Here is a 14,426-nt window from a genome sequence, read left to right on the forward strand (position 1 = left end):
GGTGAATGGGGGACTCATGCCTCGCCTGTTGCGATTCTTGCTGCTCCTTTTGTGCGGGCTCGCCCTGATCACCGCGGTCGGGTACGTCGCCTTGACGCGCACGACGCACCGCTGGTTCGAGTCGGATTTGCGCGCACGTTCTCTGTTCGTCGTGACCGCCACCAAGCAGCTCCTCGCGCGGAACTGGGAGCTCGGCCATGAGGGCCTCGTGGACGCCCTGGAGGACATCACCCGGGACGAGCGCGTCATGGGCGCCGCCGCGTGCACGCTCGACGGCCAGCGCCTCGCCGCGACGGCCGCGTATCCGCTCGATTACGGCTGCCGCTGGGTCCTCGCGCGCATCGAGAAGGAGGGCGCGGAGGCGAACCCCTGGACGACGACCGAAGCGCTGCCTGGCGGCCGCGTGCACCTCAGCGCGGTCACGGTCGGGCCCGAGGGCCAACCCCTCGGGCGCGTGCTCCTCGTGCACGATCTCAGCTATCTGGAGCGGCGTGAGGCGACCACGCGAAACCTTCTCCTCGTGGCGTTTTTCGTGCTCTCGCTCGGCGCGGCCACCATCACGATGATCGCGAGCGGTTGGCCTTTCGTGTATGGACCTCGGAGCTGCGGCGCGCCTTGTCGGGCGAGGTGACGCGTGATTTCAAGCCGCTCGTCGGGGACGTGCGGGAGCTCGCCCGGCGCCTCGCCAGCGAGCGCGATCGCGAGGCGCGGGGCGGCCCCTGGAATCCTTCGCGATTGCGATCCACGCTCACGACGCACCTCGAAGGCGAGCGCGTCATCATCCTCGCGAACCGCGAGCCCTACATTCACGACAAAACGCCCACTGGCGTGCGGGTCCTGCACCCCGCGAGTGGCCTCGTGACCGCGCTCGAGCCCGTCATGCGCGCCTGCTCCGGGGTATGGGTCGCGCACGGGAGCGGGAGCGCCGACAAGGAGACCTCGGATGCTCGCGGCCACGTAAAAGTCCCGCCCGGGGAGGAGTCCTACAGCATTCGACGCGTCTGGCTCAGCGACGCTGAGGAGAACGGGTATTATTACGGCTTCTCGAACGAGGGGCTCTGGCCGCTTTGCCACGTGGCGCATGCGCGCCCGGTGTTCCGGGCCGAGGACTGGGAGCATTACGTCCGCGTGAACCGTAAGTTCGCGGACGCGGTCTGCGAGGAGGTCGACACCGAGGACCCGATCATCCTGGTGCAGGACTACCATTTCGCGCTCGCCCCCCGCATGATCCGCGAGCGCCTCCCGCGTGCGACGATCCTGACCTTCTGGCACATCCCCTGGCCGAGCGCCGAGCGGATCGGCATTTGCCCCTGGCGCGAGGAGATCATCTCGGGGCTCCTCGGATCGAGCATCGTCGGGTTTCACACCCGAGAGCATTGCAACAACTTCATCGACGCGGTCGACACGTTCATGGAGAGCCGCATCGACCGGGAGGCGAACGCGGTCGTCCAGGGGGCGCGGCGGAGCCTGGTCCGGCCGTACCCGATCTCCATCGAATGGCCCGTGCACTGGCTCGAGGAGCTGCCGTCCGTGGCGGAGTGCCGCGCCTCCGTGCGCAAGGAGCTCGGTTTGCCCGCGGACGCGCTCCTCGGCGTTGGCATCGATCGGCTCGATTACACGAAAGGCATCGAGGAGCGCCTCCAGGCAGTCGACGAGCTCCTTTCACGATACCCGGAGTTCCGCGGCCGTTTCACCTTCGTCCAGCTTGCCGCGCCGAGCCGCACCAAGATCGCCCGTTACCGCGAGCTGAACGATCGCGTCGAGGCCCTGGCCGACGAGATCAACGCGCGGTGGGGGAAGGGCGACTACCGCCCCATCATTCTCCTGCGCTCGCACCACGAGCCTCCCACGGTCTTCCGTTATTACCGCGCGGCCGAGCTTTGTTACGTGTCGAGCCTCCACGACGGCATGAACCTCGTGGCCAAGGAGTTTGTCGCGGCGCGTGACGACGAGCTCGGCGTGCTCGTTCTGAGCCAGTTCACCGGGGCGGCGCGCGATCTGACCGAGGCGCTCATCGTCAATCCGTACGACCTCGGCCAGGCCGGCGACGCGATGGCCGCGGCGCTTCGCATGCCCGAGGACGAGCAACGCGAGCGGATGTCGTCCATGCGCCGCATGGTCTCCGAATTCAACGTCTATCGCTGGGCCGGACGGATGCTCGTGGACGCGGCGGAGGTGCGCCGCCGCGAGCGCGTCTCGGGAAGGCTCTCGGCGCCGGCGGTGCTCGCGCGGGCCATGGGTTCGTGAAGGACGGGAGGATGCTCAGAGACGTGTGCAGCGGGTGCTCGTGCAGGCGTAGCCGTCGAGGCAATCACGACCGTCCCTGCAGGAGCGCTCGCAGACGCCGTCGACACAGGCATTGCCCACACCGCAGCTCGCGTCGCTCACGCATTCGACGCAGCGGCTTTCGAGGCAGTACTGGAACGCGGCGTTTTTGCCCTCGCAGTCGCCCTGGTTCGAGCACGGCACCGATTTCGGCTCGGGCACACAGGCGGCCCATGCGACGAGCATTCCGACGGAAACAACGAACCAGCGTGTGAAGGAAGGTTTCACGTGGTGGACCTCCAAACGCTCGTTCGCAAGAGCAGAGAGCATGCCACGGCGGGAAGCGCGGGGATCCCGCACGCGCGGGTGACGTCCCGTGTGGGAATTTTTCCCCGGGCGCAGGGAAATTTTCCGGTCCCGGACGCGTCACGCCCCCGCGTCGCCCCCTCGATCCCGCAGCCGATATCCGACGCCCGGCTCCGTCACGAGCAATTTGGGCCGCGCCGGGTTCGCTTCGATCTTCTTGCGCAGCTCGGCCATGTGGACCCGGACGTAATGGGGCTGGTTCGCGTATGCCGGCCCCCAGACCTCCTTCAAAATGTGCTGGTGCGTCAGCACCTTGCCGGCGTTCTGCGCCAGCAGCACGAGGAGCTTGTATTCGATCGGCGTGAGGTGCACTTCCTGGCCCCCCTTTTTTACCTCGCGCCGCACGAGATCGATTTCGACATCCCCGATCTCGATCGTCTGCGCCGCGCTCTGTGCCCCGCCCGCGTGCGCGTGCCGCAGCGCGACCCGCATCCGCGCGAGTAGCTCGTTCACGCCGAAGGGTTTTGTCAGGTAATCGTCCGCTCCCGCGTCGAGTGCGGCCACCTTGTCGTCCTCGCGCCCGCGCGCCGAGATGACGATCACGGGCATCCGGCCCCATTCGCGGATCCTTCGCGTCAGGTCGATTCCGTCGCCGTCCGGCAGGCCCAGATCGAGCAGCAAGAGCTCGGGATTGTGCGTGCTCGCGAGCATGAGCGCCTCTGCGGCGCTGCCCGCTTCGAGGAGCCGATACCCGTGCGACGTGAGCGTCGCGCGCATGAACCTTCGCATTTGGGGCTCGTCCTCGACGAGGAGCACCAGCGGGCGGAAGTCGGTCATGGCTGGGCCTCCAGGGCGTGCGCGGCGACGGTGGGGGCCACGCCGGGGATCGGGACGCGGATGCGAAAGTTCGCGCCGCCGGAGGCGCGATTCTCGGCGGTGATCGTGCCGCCGTGCGCCTCGACGATCGCCTTGCAGATTGCGAGCCCGAGCCCTGCGCCGCCCGCGCCCGTGTTTCCTCCGCGGAAAAACTTCTCGAAGATCCGCGACTCGCTCCCCGGCGGCAGCCCTGGGCCCGCGTCGGCCACCTCGACGATCACCATGCCGGGCTCGCCGCGGGCGAGCACCTCGATCGGAGACCCGGGGCTCGTGTACCGCGATGCATTCTCGAAGAGGTTGATGAACACCTGCTCGAAGAGTACGGGATCCACCGACAGGAGCGGTAATCCTTCGGCGAACGCGACGTTCACGGGCCGGTCCCCGAGCTTTCGTTCGAGCCGCGTCAGCGCGGAGCCGACGAGCTCTTCGAGCGGCACCCATTCGCGCTTCAGCGCCACCGGGCCCGCCTCGAGGCGGGTCATGTCGAGCAGGTTCGCGACCAGCCTTTCGAGCCGCTCGGCTTCCTCGCAGATCGACTCGAGCAGCTCGGCGCGGGTGTGCGCGCCGAGCCCCCCGTCGTCGCGCATCGCCGTGGCCGCGCCCGTGATCGCCGACAGCGGCGTGCGCAGGTCGTGCGAGACCGCCGAGAGCAGCGAGCTGCGCATTTCCTCCGTCTTCGCGCGCAGGGCGGCGGTGTTCGCCTCGCTCGTGAGCCGCACGCGCTCGAAGGCGAATGCCGCCTGCCTGCGAAACGCGTCGAGAAACGCGCGCTGCTCGGCCCCGAGCGGCGTCGCTCCTTTGGGCGCGAGCACGAGCACGCCGAGCGGCGCTCCCCGGACGGAGAGGGGCGCACAGACGACCTTCGAGCCCGGGAGTGTATCCGTGCCGAGCCCCGAAGGACGGGCGTGTTCGAAGGCCCAGCGGGCGACCGCGAGATCGGCGGAATCGAGGGTTGCCGTGGCCGGGGCGACCGCGACGGTCCCGAGCGCGCCGTCGTCCGCGGCTTGCAGCACGTGCGCGGCCGCTTCGAAGACCTGCTCGGCGTGGCGCGCGACGGCCGAAGCGACGGCCCCGGTATCGTCCGCCGCCGCGAGATCCCGGCTGAGATCGTAGAGCGCGGCCGTCCGCGCCTCGCGATGCCGCGCGTCTTGCTCCTGGCGCCGGATGCGGGCCGTCAGCTGGCTGAGGAGCAGGCCGACGCCGAACATCATGGCGAACGTCAGGAGATACCGCGCGTCGGCCACGTCGAACGTGTGGAACGGCGGGACGAAGAAGAAATCGTAACCAGCCACCGCCAGCGCCGCCGCGAGGATGGACGGGCCGCGCCCGAAGCGCACCGCCGCGAGCATGACGGCCAGCATGTAAAGCACTTCGAGATCGGGCACCGGGTAGATTGCGCGCACGGCCTCCGCGAGCACGGTGGTGGCCGCGACGAGCAAAACGGCCCACCCGTACATCACGGGCCGCGTCGGCTCCTTCGGCAATTCCGGCGGGACGGGCGCCGTCTCCGCGCTCTCGCTGCCGCTGATGACGTGCACGTCCACGTCCCCGCTGCCCCGCACGACCTCGTCGAGCAGCGAGCCGCGCAGCCGGTCGCGCAGGCGCGAATGGGTCGGCTTGCCGATGATGATGCGCGTGACGTTGTGCTTGCGCGCGTAACGCAGGAGCGCCTCCGAGATGCTCGCGCCGGAGAGCCTCGTCACCGCGGCCCCGAGCGTCTCTGCGAGGCGCAAATGGGCTTCGAGCCGCGCCCGATCGGCCTCGCTCGGCGTCTTCGTCGCGGGCGACTCGACGTACGCGGCGACCCACGGCGCGCGCAGGCCCGCGGCCATGCGGCTCGCTGCGCGCAGGAGCCGTCCCGAGCTCGGCGCGGGGCTGATGCACACGAGGATGCGCTCGCCGGCTGGCCACGGCGTGATCACGCCGTGCTGCTCGCGATACGCCCGCATGTCCACGTCGACACGCTCGGCCGTGCGCCGCAGCGCGAGCTCGCGCAGCGCGAGCAGGTTGCCGCGCTGGAAGAAATGCGCGGCAGCGCGCTTCGCCTGCTCCGGCAGATAGACCTTTCCTTCGCGCAGGCGCGCGAGCAGCTCTTCGGGCGCGATGTCCACGAGCTCGATCTCGTCGGCGCGATCGAGGATCGAATCGGGGATCGTCTCGCGGACCTGGATGCCCGTGATCTGCGCGACGACGTCGTTCAGGCTCTCCACGTGCTGCACGTTGACGGTCGTGAACACGTCGATGCCCGCGTCGAGCAGCTCGAGCGCGTCTTGCCAGCGCTTCGCGTGCCGCGAGCCGGGGACGTTCGTGTGGGCGAGCTCGTCGAGCAGGAGGAGCCCGGGCCGGCGCGCGAGCGCGGCGTCGAGATCGAGCTCGGAAAGCGTGCGTCCGCGATAGTCGACCTTGCGCCGCGGCAAGACGTCGAGCCCTTCGAGCAAGGCCTCGGTCTCCGCGCGCCCGTGTGTCTCGACGATCCCGGCGACGACGTCGACCTTTTGCTCGAGCGCCCGCTCGCGTGCGACCTGCAGCATGCGGTACGTCTTCCCGACGCCGGGGGCGAACCCGAAGAAAACACGCAGCCGCGCGCGTTTTTCGCGCCCCTCTTCTTCGTTCGCACGGCGAACGAGCGCGTCGGGATCGGGTCGACTGTCGGGATCGGTCATGGACGAGCTTCCGCGTGATCGAGAGCGAGGTTCAGGCGTAACACGTTCACGCGTGGCTCGCCGAGGACGCCGAGGGCGCGGCCTTCCACGTGCGCGTCGACGAGGGCACGGACGCGCGCCACGTCGAGCCCGCGAGCGCGCGCGACGCGGGCGACCTGGAAATGGGCGGCGGCCGGCGAGATGTGCGGGTCGAGGCCGCTGCCCGAGGCCGTGACGAGGTCGACGGGGATCGGCGTGGTGTTCCCCGGATCCGCCTCGCGGAGCGCCGTGATCCGCGCCGCGACGGCGTCTCGCAGCGCCGGGTTCGTCGGCCCGAGGTTCGACCCGCTCGATGCCGCTGCATTGTAGGGATGGCTCGGCGTCGCGGACGGGCGCCCCCAGAAATACCGCGGATCGTCGAACGGCTGCCCGATGAGCTCGGAGCCGACCACGCGTTCTCCCTCGCGGATCAGGCTGCCATTCGCCTGCGCCGGGAAAGCCGCGCGAGCGACCGTGGTGACGAGCAGCGGATACACGACGCCCGTGAGCAGCGTGAACAGGGCGAGCAGCGTGAACGCGGGGCGGAGGAGCGATTTCATCTTCGATTCCTTTTAACCGACGCCGAGGGCCGCGAGCACGAGGTCGATGAGCTTGATGCACGGGAACGGCAGCACCACGCCGCCGAGGCCATACACGAGCAAATTCCGCCGGAGGAGCACGGGCGCGGGCGCCGGCCGGTAACGAATGCCGCGGAGCGCGATGGGGACGAGCGCGATGATGACGAGCGCATTGAAGATCACGGCCGACAGGATCGCCGTGGCCGGCGAATGCAGCCGCATCACGTTCAGCGCGCCGAGCGCGGGGTACGTCGCGGCGAACGCGGCCGGGATGATGGCGAAATACTTCGAGACGTCGTTCGCGATGCTGAACGTCGTCAGCGCGCCGCGCGTCATCAGCATCTGCTTTCCGATCTCCACGATGGCGAGCAGCTTCGTCGGGTTGGAGTCGAGATCCACCATGTTCCCGGCCTCCTTCGCGGCTTGTGTGCCCGTGTTCATGGCCACGGCCACGTCCGCCTGCGCGAGCGCCGGGGCGTCGTTCGTCCCGTCGCCCGTCATTGCGACGAGGTGCCCGTCCCGCTGATACGAGCGGATCATGGCGAGCTTTTGTTCGGGCGTCGCCTCGGCGAGGAAATCGTCGACGCCCGCCTCCGCCGCGATCGCCGCGGCGGTGAGGGGGTTGTCGCCGGTGATCATCACCGTGCGGATACCGATGCGGCGCAGCTCCGCGAATCGCTCCTGGATCCCGCCCTTCACGATGTCCTTGAGCTGCACGACGCCGAGCACCTGCGCTCCCTCGGCGACGACGAGCGGCGTGGATCCCTGCTTCGCGACCTCGTCCACGATCTGCCGCACCTCGGCCGGGACCACGCCGTTCTGCTCCTCGACGAAGCGCGTGATCGCATCCGTCGCGCCTTTTCGGATGCTACGCCCGTCGAGGTTGACCCCGCTCATGCGCGTCTGCGCGGTGAAGGGCACGAACGTCGCGCCGAGCGCGTGCACGTCCCGACCGCGCAGCGAAAAGCGCTCCTTCGCCAGCACCACGATGCTGCGACCCTCCGGCGTCTCGTCCGCGAGCGACGAGAGCTGCGCCGCGTCCGCGAGCGCGCCCTCCTTGATGCCGGGCGCGGGCAAAAACGCCGTCGCCTGACGATTGCCGAGCGTGATCGTGCCCGTCTTGTCGAGCAGCAGCACGGTCACGTCCCCGGCCGCCTCGACGGCGCGCCCCGACGTGGCGATCACGTTCGCCTGGACCATTCGATCCATGCCCGCGATGCCGATCGCGGAGAGCAATCCGCCGATCGTCGTAGGAATGAGGCAAACGAGCAATGCGCAGAGCACGGTGAGGCTCACGGGCGCGCCTTGCCCGGAGCTCTGCACGGCATATTTCGAGAACGGCAGGAGCGTCACGGTCGCGAGCAGAAAAACGATGGTCAAGGCCGCGAGCAGGATGTCGAGCGCGATCTCGTTCGGCGTCTTCTTCCGCTTGGCGCCCTCGACCATGGCGATCATGCGGTCGAGGAAGGTCTCGCCTGCGTTCTCGGTGATACGCACGATGAGCCAGTCCGAGAGCACGCGGGTCCCGCCGGTGACGGCGCTGCGGTCCCCGCCGCTCTCGCGAATGACGGGGGCGCTTTCGCCCGTGATGGCGCTCTCGTCGACCGACGCGACGCCCTCGAGCACCTCGCCGTCGCTGGGAATGGTATCTCCCGCTTCGACGAGCACGATGTCCCCGCGGCGAAGCGTCGACGAGTCCACCTCGGCGCGCGGCGCGTCGAGTCGAGGCGTATCCAGGCGTTTGGCGCTCACGTTTTTGCGCGTTTTTCGGAGCGCATCGGCCTGCGCCTTGCCGCGTCCTTCGGCCATCGCCTCGGCGAAATTCGCAAAGAGGACGGTGAACCAGAGCCACAGCGAAACGGCGAGGATGAACCCCGCGGGCGCTTCGCCAGGTCCGGTGATCGCCGCGTGGAGGAACAGCACCGTGGTGAAGGCGCTGCCGACCTCCACGACGAACATGACCGGGTTTTTGATCATCCGCCGTGGATCGAGCTTCCGGAAGGCGTCGACGGCGGCGCGGCCGACGATGGCGCGCTCGAAAAGCGGACGAGCCTGGGTTCGGGTCGTCATGAGGGGGCTCCAATCACCTTGCAAACAGGGAGAGATGCTCGACGATGGGACCAAGCGCGAGCGCCGGGACGAACGTCAGCGCACCGACGAGCAGAATGGTCCCGACGAGCAAAAGCACGAAGAGCGGCGTGTGCGTCGGCAGCGTCCCCGCGCTCGCAGGGACCAGCTTTTTGCGGGCGAGAGAGCCGGCAATCGCGAGCACGGGGACGATGATCCCGTAACGACCGATCAGCATGCAGAGGCCGATGGCCGTCGCGTAAAACGTCCCGCTCACGGTCAGCCCGCCGAACGCGGATCCGTTGTTGTTCGCGCCGGACGAGAATGCATAGAGGATCTCGCTGAATCCATGGGCGCCGGGATTCCCGAGGGACGCCGTCCCCGCGGGCGTGGCGCTCGCGAGGGCCGTGCCGACGAGCACCGCCGCCGCCGGGAGCAGGATGACGAGCGAGGCCATTTTCATCTCGAATGCCTCGATCTTCTTGCCGAGGTACTCCGGCGTGCGCCCGACCATCAGCCCCGCGATGAACACGGCGATGACCGCGTACATGAGCATGCCGTAGAGCCCCGAGCCCACGCCGCCGAACACGATCTCGCCGAGCTGCATGAGCCACATCGGCACGAGCCCGCCGAGCGGCGTGAAGCTGTCGTGCATGGCATTGACGGATCCATTCGAGGCCGCGGTCGTCGCCGTCGTCCAAAGCGTGCTGTCGACGATGCCGAACCGCGCTTCCTTGCCCTCCATGTTGCCGCCGGGCTGGAGCAAGCTCGCGCCCTGATCGACGCCGAGGCTCGAAAGGACGGGATTGCCATGCTGCTCCGCGGCCGTGGCGATGACGAGCAGGGGCACGAAGATCGCGAGCATCGCCGCGAAGACGGCATACCCTTGCCGTTTGTCCTTCACCATCGCACCGAACGTGAAGCAGAGCGCGGCGGGGACGAGCAGGAGCGAGAGCATCTCCACGAAATTCGAGAGGGCGTTCGGGTTCTCGAACGGATGGGCGGAGTTCGCATTAAAAAAACCGCCGCCGTTTGTCCCGAGCTGCTTGATGGCGATCTGCGAAGCGGCGGGCCCGAGCGCGAGGATTTGCCGGGTGACGCCCGCTCCGTCGCTCGAGGTCGTCGGATCGAGCAATTCCGCCACGTGGCTCCCGGCGAACGTCTGCACGACGCCTTGCGAGACGAGCACGAGCGCCACGATGACAGAGAGCGGCAAGAGCACGTACAGCGTGCTTCGCGTGAGATCGACCCAGAAGTTCCCGATGCCATCGGCCGTGCGTCGGGTAAAACCTCGTACCAATGCGACGAGCACGGCCATGCCCGTGCCCGCGGAGACGAAGTTCTGCACGGTGAGCCCGAGCATCTGCGTCAGGTGCGACAGCGTCGTTTCCCCTGCGTAGGCTTGCCAGTTCGTGTTGCTCGCGAAGCTCACGGCCGTGTTCCAGGAGACCTCCGGGGACACCGCGCCGAGCCCGGCCGGGTTCAAGGGAAGGAGGGCCTGCAATCGCTGGAGCACGTACACCACGACCAGGCCGAAGAGGTTGAACAGGAGGACGGCCGCGGCATACCGAGGAAAAGGCATGTCCTCGCCTTCGCGGATGCCCGCGGCGCGATAAAAGAGGCGCTCGACCGGCCCGAAGACTCGCGCGGCGAGCTTGGCTTCCCCTGCGTAGACCCGCGCCATGTAGGCCCCGAGCGGGACGGCGAGCGCGACGAGCGCGATCAGGTACAGGACGCATCGAAGAAGGGCGTTTTCGATCACGACAACTTCTCCGGATAGAGGAGCGCGAACAGGAGGTAAGCGAAGAGAAGGGCGGCGAGGACGCCGCCGAGGTTCGTCAGGATCGCCATGGCGTCAGACTTTCTCGCAGAGCCGCACGAAGCCCCACGACATCAGGAAAAACGCGGCCGTGATGGCCAGGAACACGGCGTCCATTGGGTCAACTCCTCTCGCGTCGTCCGCCGTGGCGGAGGCGCGTGACGTACGAGCCCACGAGGCCTCTTATGGCCAGGATCGAGATCAACATGCCGAGCGTGCCCACGGAGCCGAAGGGCGCCGGCTGGCCGGCCTCGTACACGACGAGCAGGAGCCCGAGCCCGAGCCATATCCAGAGGAGGCTCCTCTGCTCGGCGCTCTCGTCGGGATCCCGATCGATTCCAGGTCGTTTGTCTCTTCGGTACGGATTCATGTTCAAAACCACGTCGTCGCGCCGAGCGTGACGGTGTCCTGGGCAGGGCGGTTCGGGACGAACGGCGCATCCACGCCATTGCCCGGGACCGCGCCGCCGAAATACATGTTCCCCGCCGCGTGATCGTGGCGGTATTCGAGCCGGAAGGAGGCTCGCTCGTGCGGCCGGAAGTCCGCCGTCGCCGTGCCGGACGCGACCCAGGAGACCGGCCAGAAGATGGCCGCGGCCGCGCCCTCGCCATTGCCATTGCTCGGCACACGCTCGTGGAATGCGTCTCCTCGCGCCGCGAGGTAGAGTTTGTCCGAGACGCGGACACGCGCATAGAGCGCGCCCGCGATCCACGCGCTCGTCCCGAAACGATTGGGCTCCGTCCCGCCATTGAGGTGGGCGATGAACGAGAGCCGGTCCGTCGGGTGGACGGTCGCGTGCGCGTCCACGAGGTGCCGCCACGCGCGGCCCTCGGGGGCGCCGCGGGGCCGCTCCACGCCCGTGAAATAGAGGAGCGAAAGCGCGAGTTTGTCCGGCCGCGTGTACGTGACCTGCGCGCCCAGCGATTTCTCCTCGTTGTTGTCGACGACACTGTTCCAGCCGTTGTAACAAGCGAGCGTCAAGGCCCAGGCGTCACTCAGCGGATACGTGACGCGCGCGCCCGTGTGGTAGAACGGAAGCCCGAAAAACAGGTTCGAGCGGGAAAAGTTCCAGTTGTCCCGGACCGCCATTCCCTCGGGGCCGATCGGCGAGAGAAAGAGACCGGCCTGGACGAGGAGCCCGCGCCCGATGTCGAACCGATACCCGGCGTAAGCTTGCTGGACGTACTTCCAGAGCTCCGCGCTCGTGGCATTCGTCCCGCTCGCGCCTGCGAGCGCTGGCTCGGCGAGGTAATAGGTGCTCGGCGTGTGGCCGACCTGGAGCGCGACGAGCCCCACGATCCGCTCCATGTCCCAGGACGCGGAGAGCGCGACGTTCGAGAGCGTGAACGTGTTGTGCCTGTTATCGAACCCTCGATAATGCGTGATGCCGTTCGAGGGCCGCCCAAAATTCCACTGATAAAAGCCTTCCGCATACCCGCCGAGCTGGAACGTGGCGGGGGGTTGTGCCTCGTCCGCGCGAGCCTCGTGGACGGAGCCGAGCAGGGCTGTCGCGGCCAGGAGAGCAGAACCATGACGGGTCATGCCGACGATCTGCATGCCCGGTGTATAGAGCTTCCCGTGTAAGGGCGGCGTCAAGGTCCGGCGCCCGGGTATCAAGAAAGTATCAAGATTGGGCGCGCGACGTTGGGGCCGTTCCGGATGGGATTACTCTTTGCGCCCCATGTCGGTCACTCCTTCCCAGGTGCCACCTACCAGTACGCATGCGCCCTCGGCGGCGCATGCAGCGCACGCCGCCCGCTTACCGCTCCTCCTCGGCGCGCTCGGCGTCGTCTTCGGCGACATAGGCACGAGCCCGCTTTACGCCATCAAGGAATGCTTCAGCCCCGCCAGCACGCACCGGGTCGATCCGACGCCCGCGAACGTCCTCGGCGTCCTCTCGCTCGTCTTCTGGTCCTTGCTGATGGTCGTGACGGTCAAGTACCTGACGTTCATCCTGAAAGCGGACAACCAGGGCTCCGGCGGCATCCTCGCGCTGCTCGCGCTCGTCCCTGCCCGCAAGGACGGTCGATCCATAGCGGGCCCGCTCGTGCTCCTCGTGCTTTTCGGCGCGGCGCTTCTTTATGGGGACGGCGTCATCACGCCCGCCATTTCGGTGCTCTCCGCGATGGAGGGCCTCGAAGTCGCCACGACGTCCCTCAAGCCCGCGGTCGTCCCGCTGACCGTCGTGGTTCTCTTGACGCTCTTTTTCGTGCAGAAGCGCGGCACGGCGGGCATCGGCAACGTCTTCGGCCCGATCACGCTGATCTGGTTCGTCACGATCGCGGCGCTCGGCGTCCGCTGGATCTGGCAGGAGCCCTCAGTGCTCGCGGCGATCGACCCGCGCCACGCGGTCGGGTTTTTCCTGGAACACAAGACCCACGGCTTTTTGTTGCTCGGCGCCGTCGTCCTCTGCATCACCGGCGGTGAGGCGTTGTATGCGGACATGGGGCACTTCGGCCGCGGTCCGATTCGCACGGTCTGGTATGCGGTCGTCTGGCCAGCCTTGCTCCTCAACTACTTCGGCCAGGGCGCTTGCCTCCTCCGGAACCCGTCCGCGGCGGCGAACCCCTTTTATGCCCTCGTCCCCTCCTGGGCCCTCTATCCGATCGTCGCCATCGCGACCGCGGCCACGATCGTCGCCTCGCAGGCGCTCATCTCCGGGGCCTTCTCGCTCACGCAGCAGGCCGTGCAGCTCGGCTATTTCCCGCGCGTGACCATCGTCCACACCTCGAAGGAGACCGAGGGCCAGATCTTCATCCCCGAGATCAACCGCGCGCTCTGCGCCGCCTGTGTCTTCCTGGTGCTCTGGTTCCAGAACTCGAGCGCGCTCGCCGCCGCGTACGGCATTGCGGTCACGGGGACGATGGGCATCACCACGGTCGTCTATTTCGTCGTCGTGACGCAGCGCTGGAAATGGCCGCTCTGGAAGGCGCTCCCGCCCGTCGTCCTTTTCCTCAGCATCGACCTCGCGTTCTTCGGCGCGAACGCCGCGAAGTTTTTCCACGGCGGATGGTTCCCAATCGTCATGGGCGCCGGCATCTACGCCGTGATGACGACCTGGAAGACGGGCCGCCGGATCCTCGGCGAAGCCTTCCAGGCGAACCTCCTTCCGCTCGAATCGTTTCTGCGCGACGTGGAGGAGCGGAAGCCGCACCGCGTGCCGGGGACGGCCGTGTTCATGGCCTCAAACCCGCAGGGCACGCCGCCCGTGCTGCGGCACCATCTCAATCACAACAAGGTGCTGCACGAGCAGGTCGTGCTGCTCTCCGTGGTGAACGAGCGTGTCCCCGAGATCGCGCCCGAGGAGCGGGTCGCGGTGGTCGACATGGGCCACGGGTTTTACCGGGTGACGGCGCGGTATGGCTTCATGCAGACGCCGAACGTGCCGAGCGTGCTCGCCCAGTGCAAGGACCACGGTCTCGTCGTGGAGCTCCGCAACACGAGTTATTACCTCGGCCGCGAGACGCTCCTGCCGACGGGGCGATCGAGAATGATGAAGTGGCGGAAGGATCTCTTCGCGTTCATCTCGCGGAATGCCAGGCCGGCGACGGCCTACTTCGGGCTTCCCCCAGGCAGGGTCGTCGAGCTGGGAATGCAGATCGATCTCTGAGCTGAGCATGGGTGTCATCGGGGAGGCGTTGAGCTGGGGCGTTGCCCCAGGCCCCACCAGGGGTTGTCCACCCCTGGACCCGGACCAGCGCAAGCGCTGGACCCGGGGTCGATGAACTGCGCAATGCGCAGTTCATCGAACAGGCCGAGGAACGACCCCCGAAAACCAAGACAACCGCGCTGCCATTTCGATGGGCAACGTTGTCCCTGGTCTTGCCACCGGCC

12 protein-coding genes are annotated in these 14,426 nt (G+C 67.8%); 3 read left to right on the forward strand and 9 right to left on the reverse strand.

From position 1 onward, the window contains the following. Positions 1 to 16: 16 nt before the first annotated feature. A complete protein-coding gene (locus KEG38_RS31245) occupies positions 17 to 631 on the forward strand; it encodes a hypothetical protein (protein WP_272423585.1) in 615 nt (204 codons plus the stop codon). Further along, positions 577 to 2,247 (forward strand): alpha,alpha-trehalose-phosphate synthase (UDP-forming), encoded by a 1,671-nt coding sequence (locus tag KEG38_RS31250; protein ID WP_272423586.1) that lies wholly within the window; start codon positions 577 to 579, stop codon positions 2,245 to 2,247. The genes KEG38_RS31245 and KEG38_RS31250 overlap by 55 nt, the downstream gene beginning before the upstream one ends. Positions 2,248 to 2,262: 15 nt before the next feature. Here KEG38_RS31250 and KEG38_RS31255 read toward each other — a convergent pair whose 3' ends face one another. The 9 genes from KEG38_RS31255 to KEG38_RS31295 form a co-directional block, all read right to left on the reverse strand. Further along, positions 2,263 to 2,553 carry a hypothetical protein gene (locus tag KEG38_RS31255; protein ID WP_272423587.1) on the reverse strand — a complete coding sequence of 97 codons (291 nt, stop codon included), beginning with the start codon at positions 2,551 to 2,553 and terminating at the stop codon, positions 2,263 to 2,265. Positions 2,554 to 2,691: 138 nt separating this feature from the next. Beyond that, positions 2,692 to 3,408: a response regulator gene (locus tag KEG38_RS31260; protein ID WP_272423588.1), complete on the reverse strand. Its 717-nt coding sequence runs from the start codon at positions 3,406 to 3,408 to the stop codon at positions 2,692 to 2,694. Next, complete coding sequence (locus KEG38_RS31265) at positions 3,405 to 6,110, reverse strand: DUF4118 domain-containing protein (RefSeq protein ID WP_272423589.1); 2,706 nt, start codon at positions 6,108 to 6,110, stop codon at positions 3,405 to 3,407. The genes KEG38_RS31260 and KEG38_RS31265 overlap by 4 nt, the downstream gene beginning before the upstream one ends. After that, positions 6,107 to 6,688, reverse strand: coding sequence for a potassium-transporting ATPase subunit KdpC (gene kdpC, locus KEG38_RS31270; protein ID WP_272423590.1), 582 nt, complete (start codon positions 6,686 to 6,688; stop codon positions 6,107 to 6,109). The genes KEG38_RS31265 and kdpC overlap by 4 nt, the downstream gene beginning before the upstream one ends. A gap of 12 nt (positions 6,689 to 6,700) precedes the next feature. Continuing rightward, positions 6,701 to 8,776: a potassium-transporting ATPase subunit KdpB gene (gene kdpB / locus KEG38_RS31275; protein WP_272423591.1), complete on the reverse strand. Its 2,076-nt coding sequence runs from the start codon at positions 8,774 to 8,776 to the stop codon at positions 6,701 to 6,703. Between the two features lie 13 nt (positions 8,777 to 8,789). Continuing rightward, entirely contained in the window at positions 8,790 to 10,535 is a 1,746-nt protein-coding gene (kdpA, locus tag KEG38_RS31280) for a potassium-transporting ATPase subunit KdpA (RefSeq protein WP_272423592.1), read from the reverse strand. Continuing rightward, positions 10,532 to 10,624, reverse strand: coding sequence for a K(+)-transporting ATPase subunit F (gene kdpF / locus KEG38_RS31285; RefSeq protein ID WP_272423593.1), 93 nt, complete (start codon positions 10,622 to 10,624; stop codon positions 10,532 to 10,534). The genes kdpA and kdpF overlap by 4 nt, the downstream gene beginning before the upstream one ends. Positions 10,625 to 10,713: 89 nt before the next feature. Beyond that, positions 10,714 to 10,962, reverse strand: coding sequence for a hypothetical protein (locus KEG38_RS31290; protein ID WP_272423594.1), 249 nt, complete (start codon positions 10,960 to 10,962; stop codon positions 10,714 to 10,716). A gap of 2 nt (positions 10,963 to 10,964) precedes the next feature. After that, entirely contained in the window at positions 10,965 to 12,149 is a 1,185-nt protein-coding gene (locus KEG38_RS31295) for an outer membrane beta-barrel protein (protein ID WP_272423595.1), read from the reverse strand. A 124-nt stretch (positions 12,150 to 12,273) separates the two neighbouring features. On the opposite strand from KEG38_RS31295, the gene KEG38_RS31300 reads away from it, so the two are divergent. After that, positions 12,274 to 14,202, forward strand: coding sequence for a potassium transporter Kup (locus KEG38_RS31300; RefSeq protein WP_272423596.1), 1,929 nt, complete (start codon positions 12,274 to 12,276; stop codon positions 14,200 to 14,202). Positions 14,203 to 14,426 lie beyond the last annotated feature (224 nt).

Source organism: Polyangium jinanense, assembly GCF_028435265.1.
GTDB classification, from domain to species: domain Bacteria; phylum Myxococcota_A; class Polyangia; order Polyangiales; family Polyangiaceae; genus Polyangium; species Polyangium jinanense.

Bases quoted from the DNA above. Each gene is read 5' to 3' on its own strand.
- KEG38_RS31265 (WP_272423589.1), bottom strand. From the start codon at position 6,110: ATGACCGATCCCGACAGTCGACCCGATCCCGACGCGCTCGTTCGCCGT.
- kdpC (WP_272423590.1), bottom strand. From the start codon at position 6,688: ATGAAATCGCTCCTCCGCCCCGCGTTCACGCTGCTCGCCCTGTTCACG.
- KEG38_RS31300 (WP_272423596.1), top strand. From the start codon at position 12,274: ATGTCGGTCACTCCTTCCCAGGTGCCACCTACCAGTACGCATGCGCCC.
- kdpB (WP_272423591.1), bottom strand. From the start codon at position 8,776: ATGACGACCCGAACCCAGGCTCGTCCGCTTTTCGAGCGCGCCATCGTC.
- KEG38_RS31295 (WP_272423595.1), bottom strand. From the start codon at position 12,149: ATGCAGATCGTCGGCATGACCCGTCATGGTTCTGCTCTCCTGGCCGCG.
- KEG38_RS31245 (WP_272423585.1), top strand. From the start codon at position 17: ATGCCTCGCCTGTTGCGATTCTTGCTGCTCCTTTTGTGCGGGCTCGCC.
- kdpF (WP_272423593.1), bottom strand. From the start codon at position 10,624: ATGGCGATCCTGACGAACCTCGGCGGCGTCCTCGCCGCCCTTCTCTTC.
- KEG38_RS31260 (WP_272423588.1), bottom strand. From the start codon at position 3,408: ATGACCGACTTCCGCCCGCTGGTGCTCCTCGTCGAGGACGAGCCCCAA.
- KEG38_RS31290 (WP_272423594.1), bottom strand. From the start codon at position 10,962: ATGAATCCGTACCGAAGAGACAAACGACCTGGAATCGATCGGGATCCC.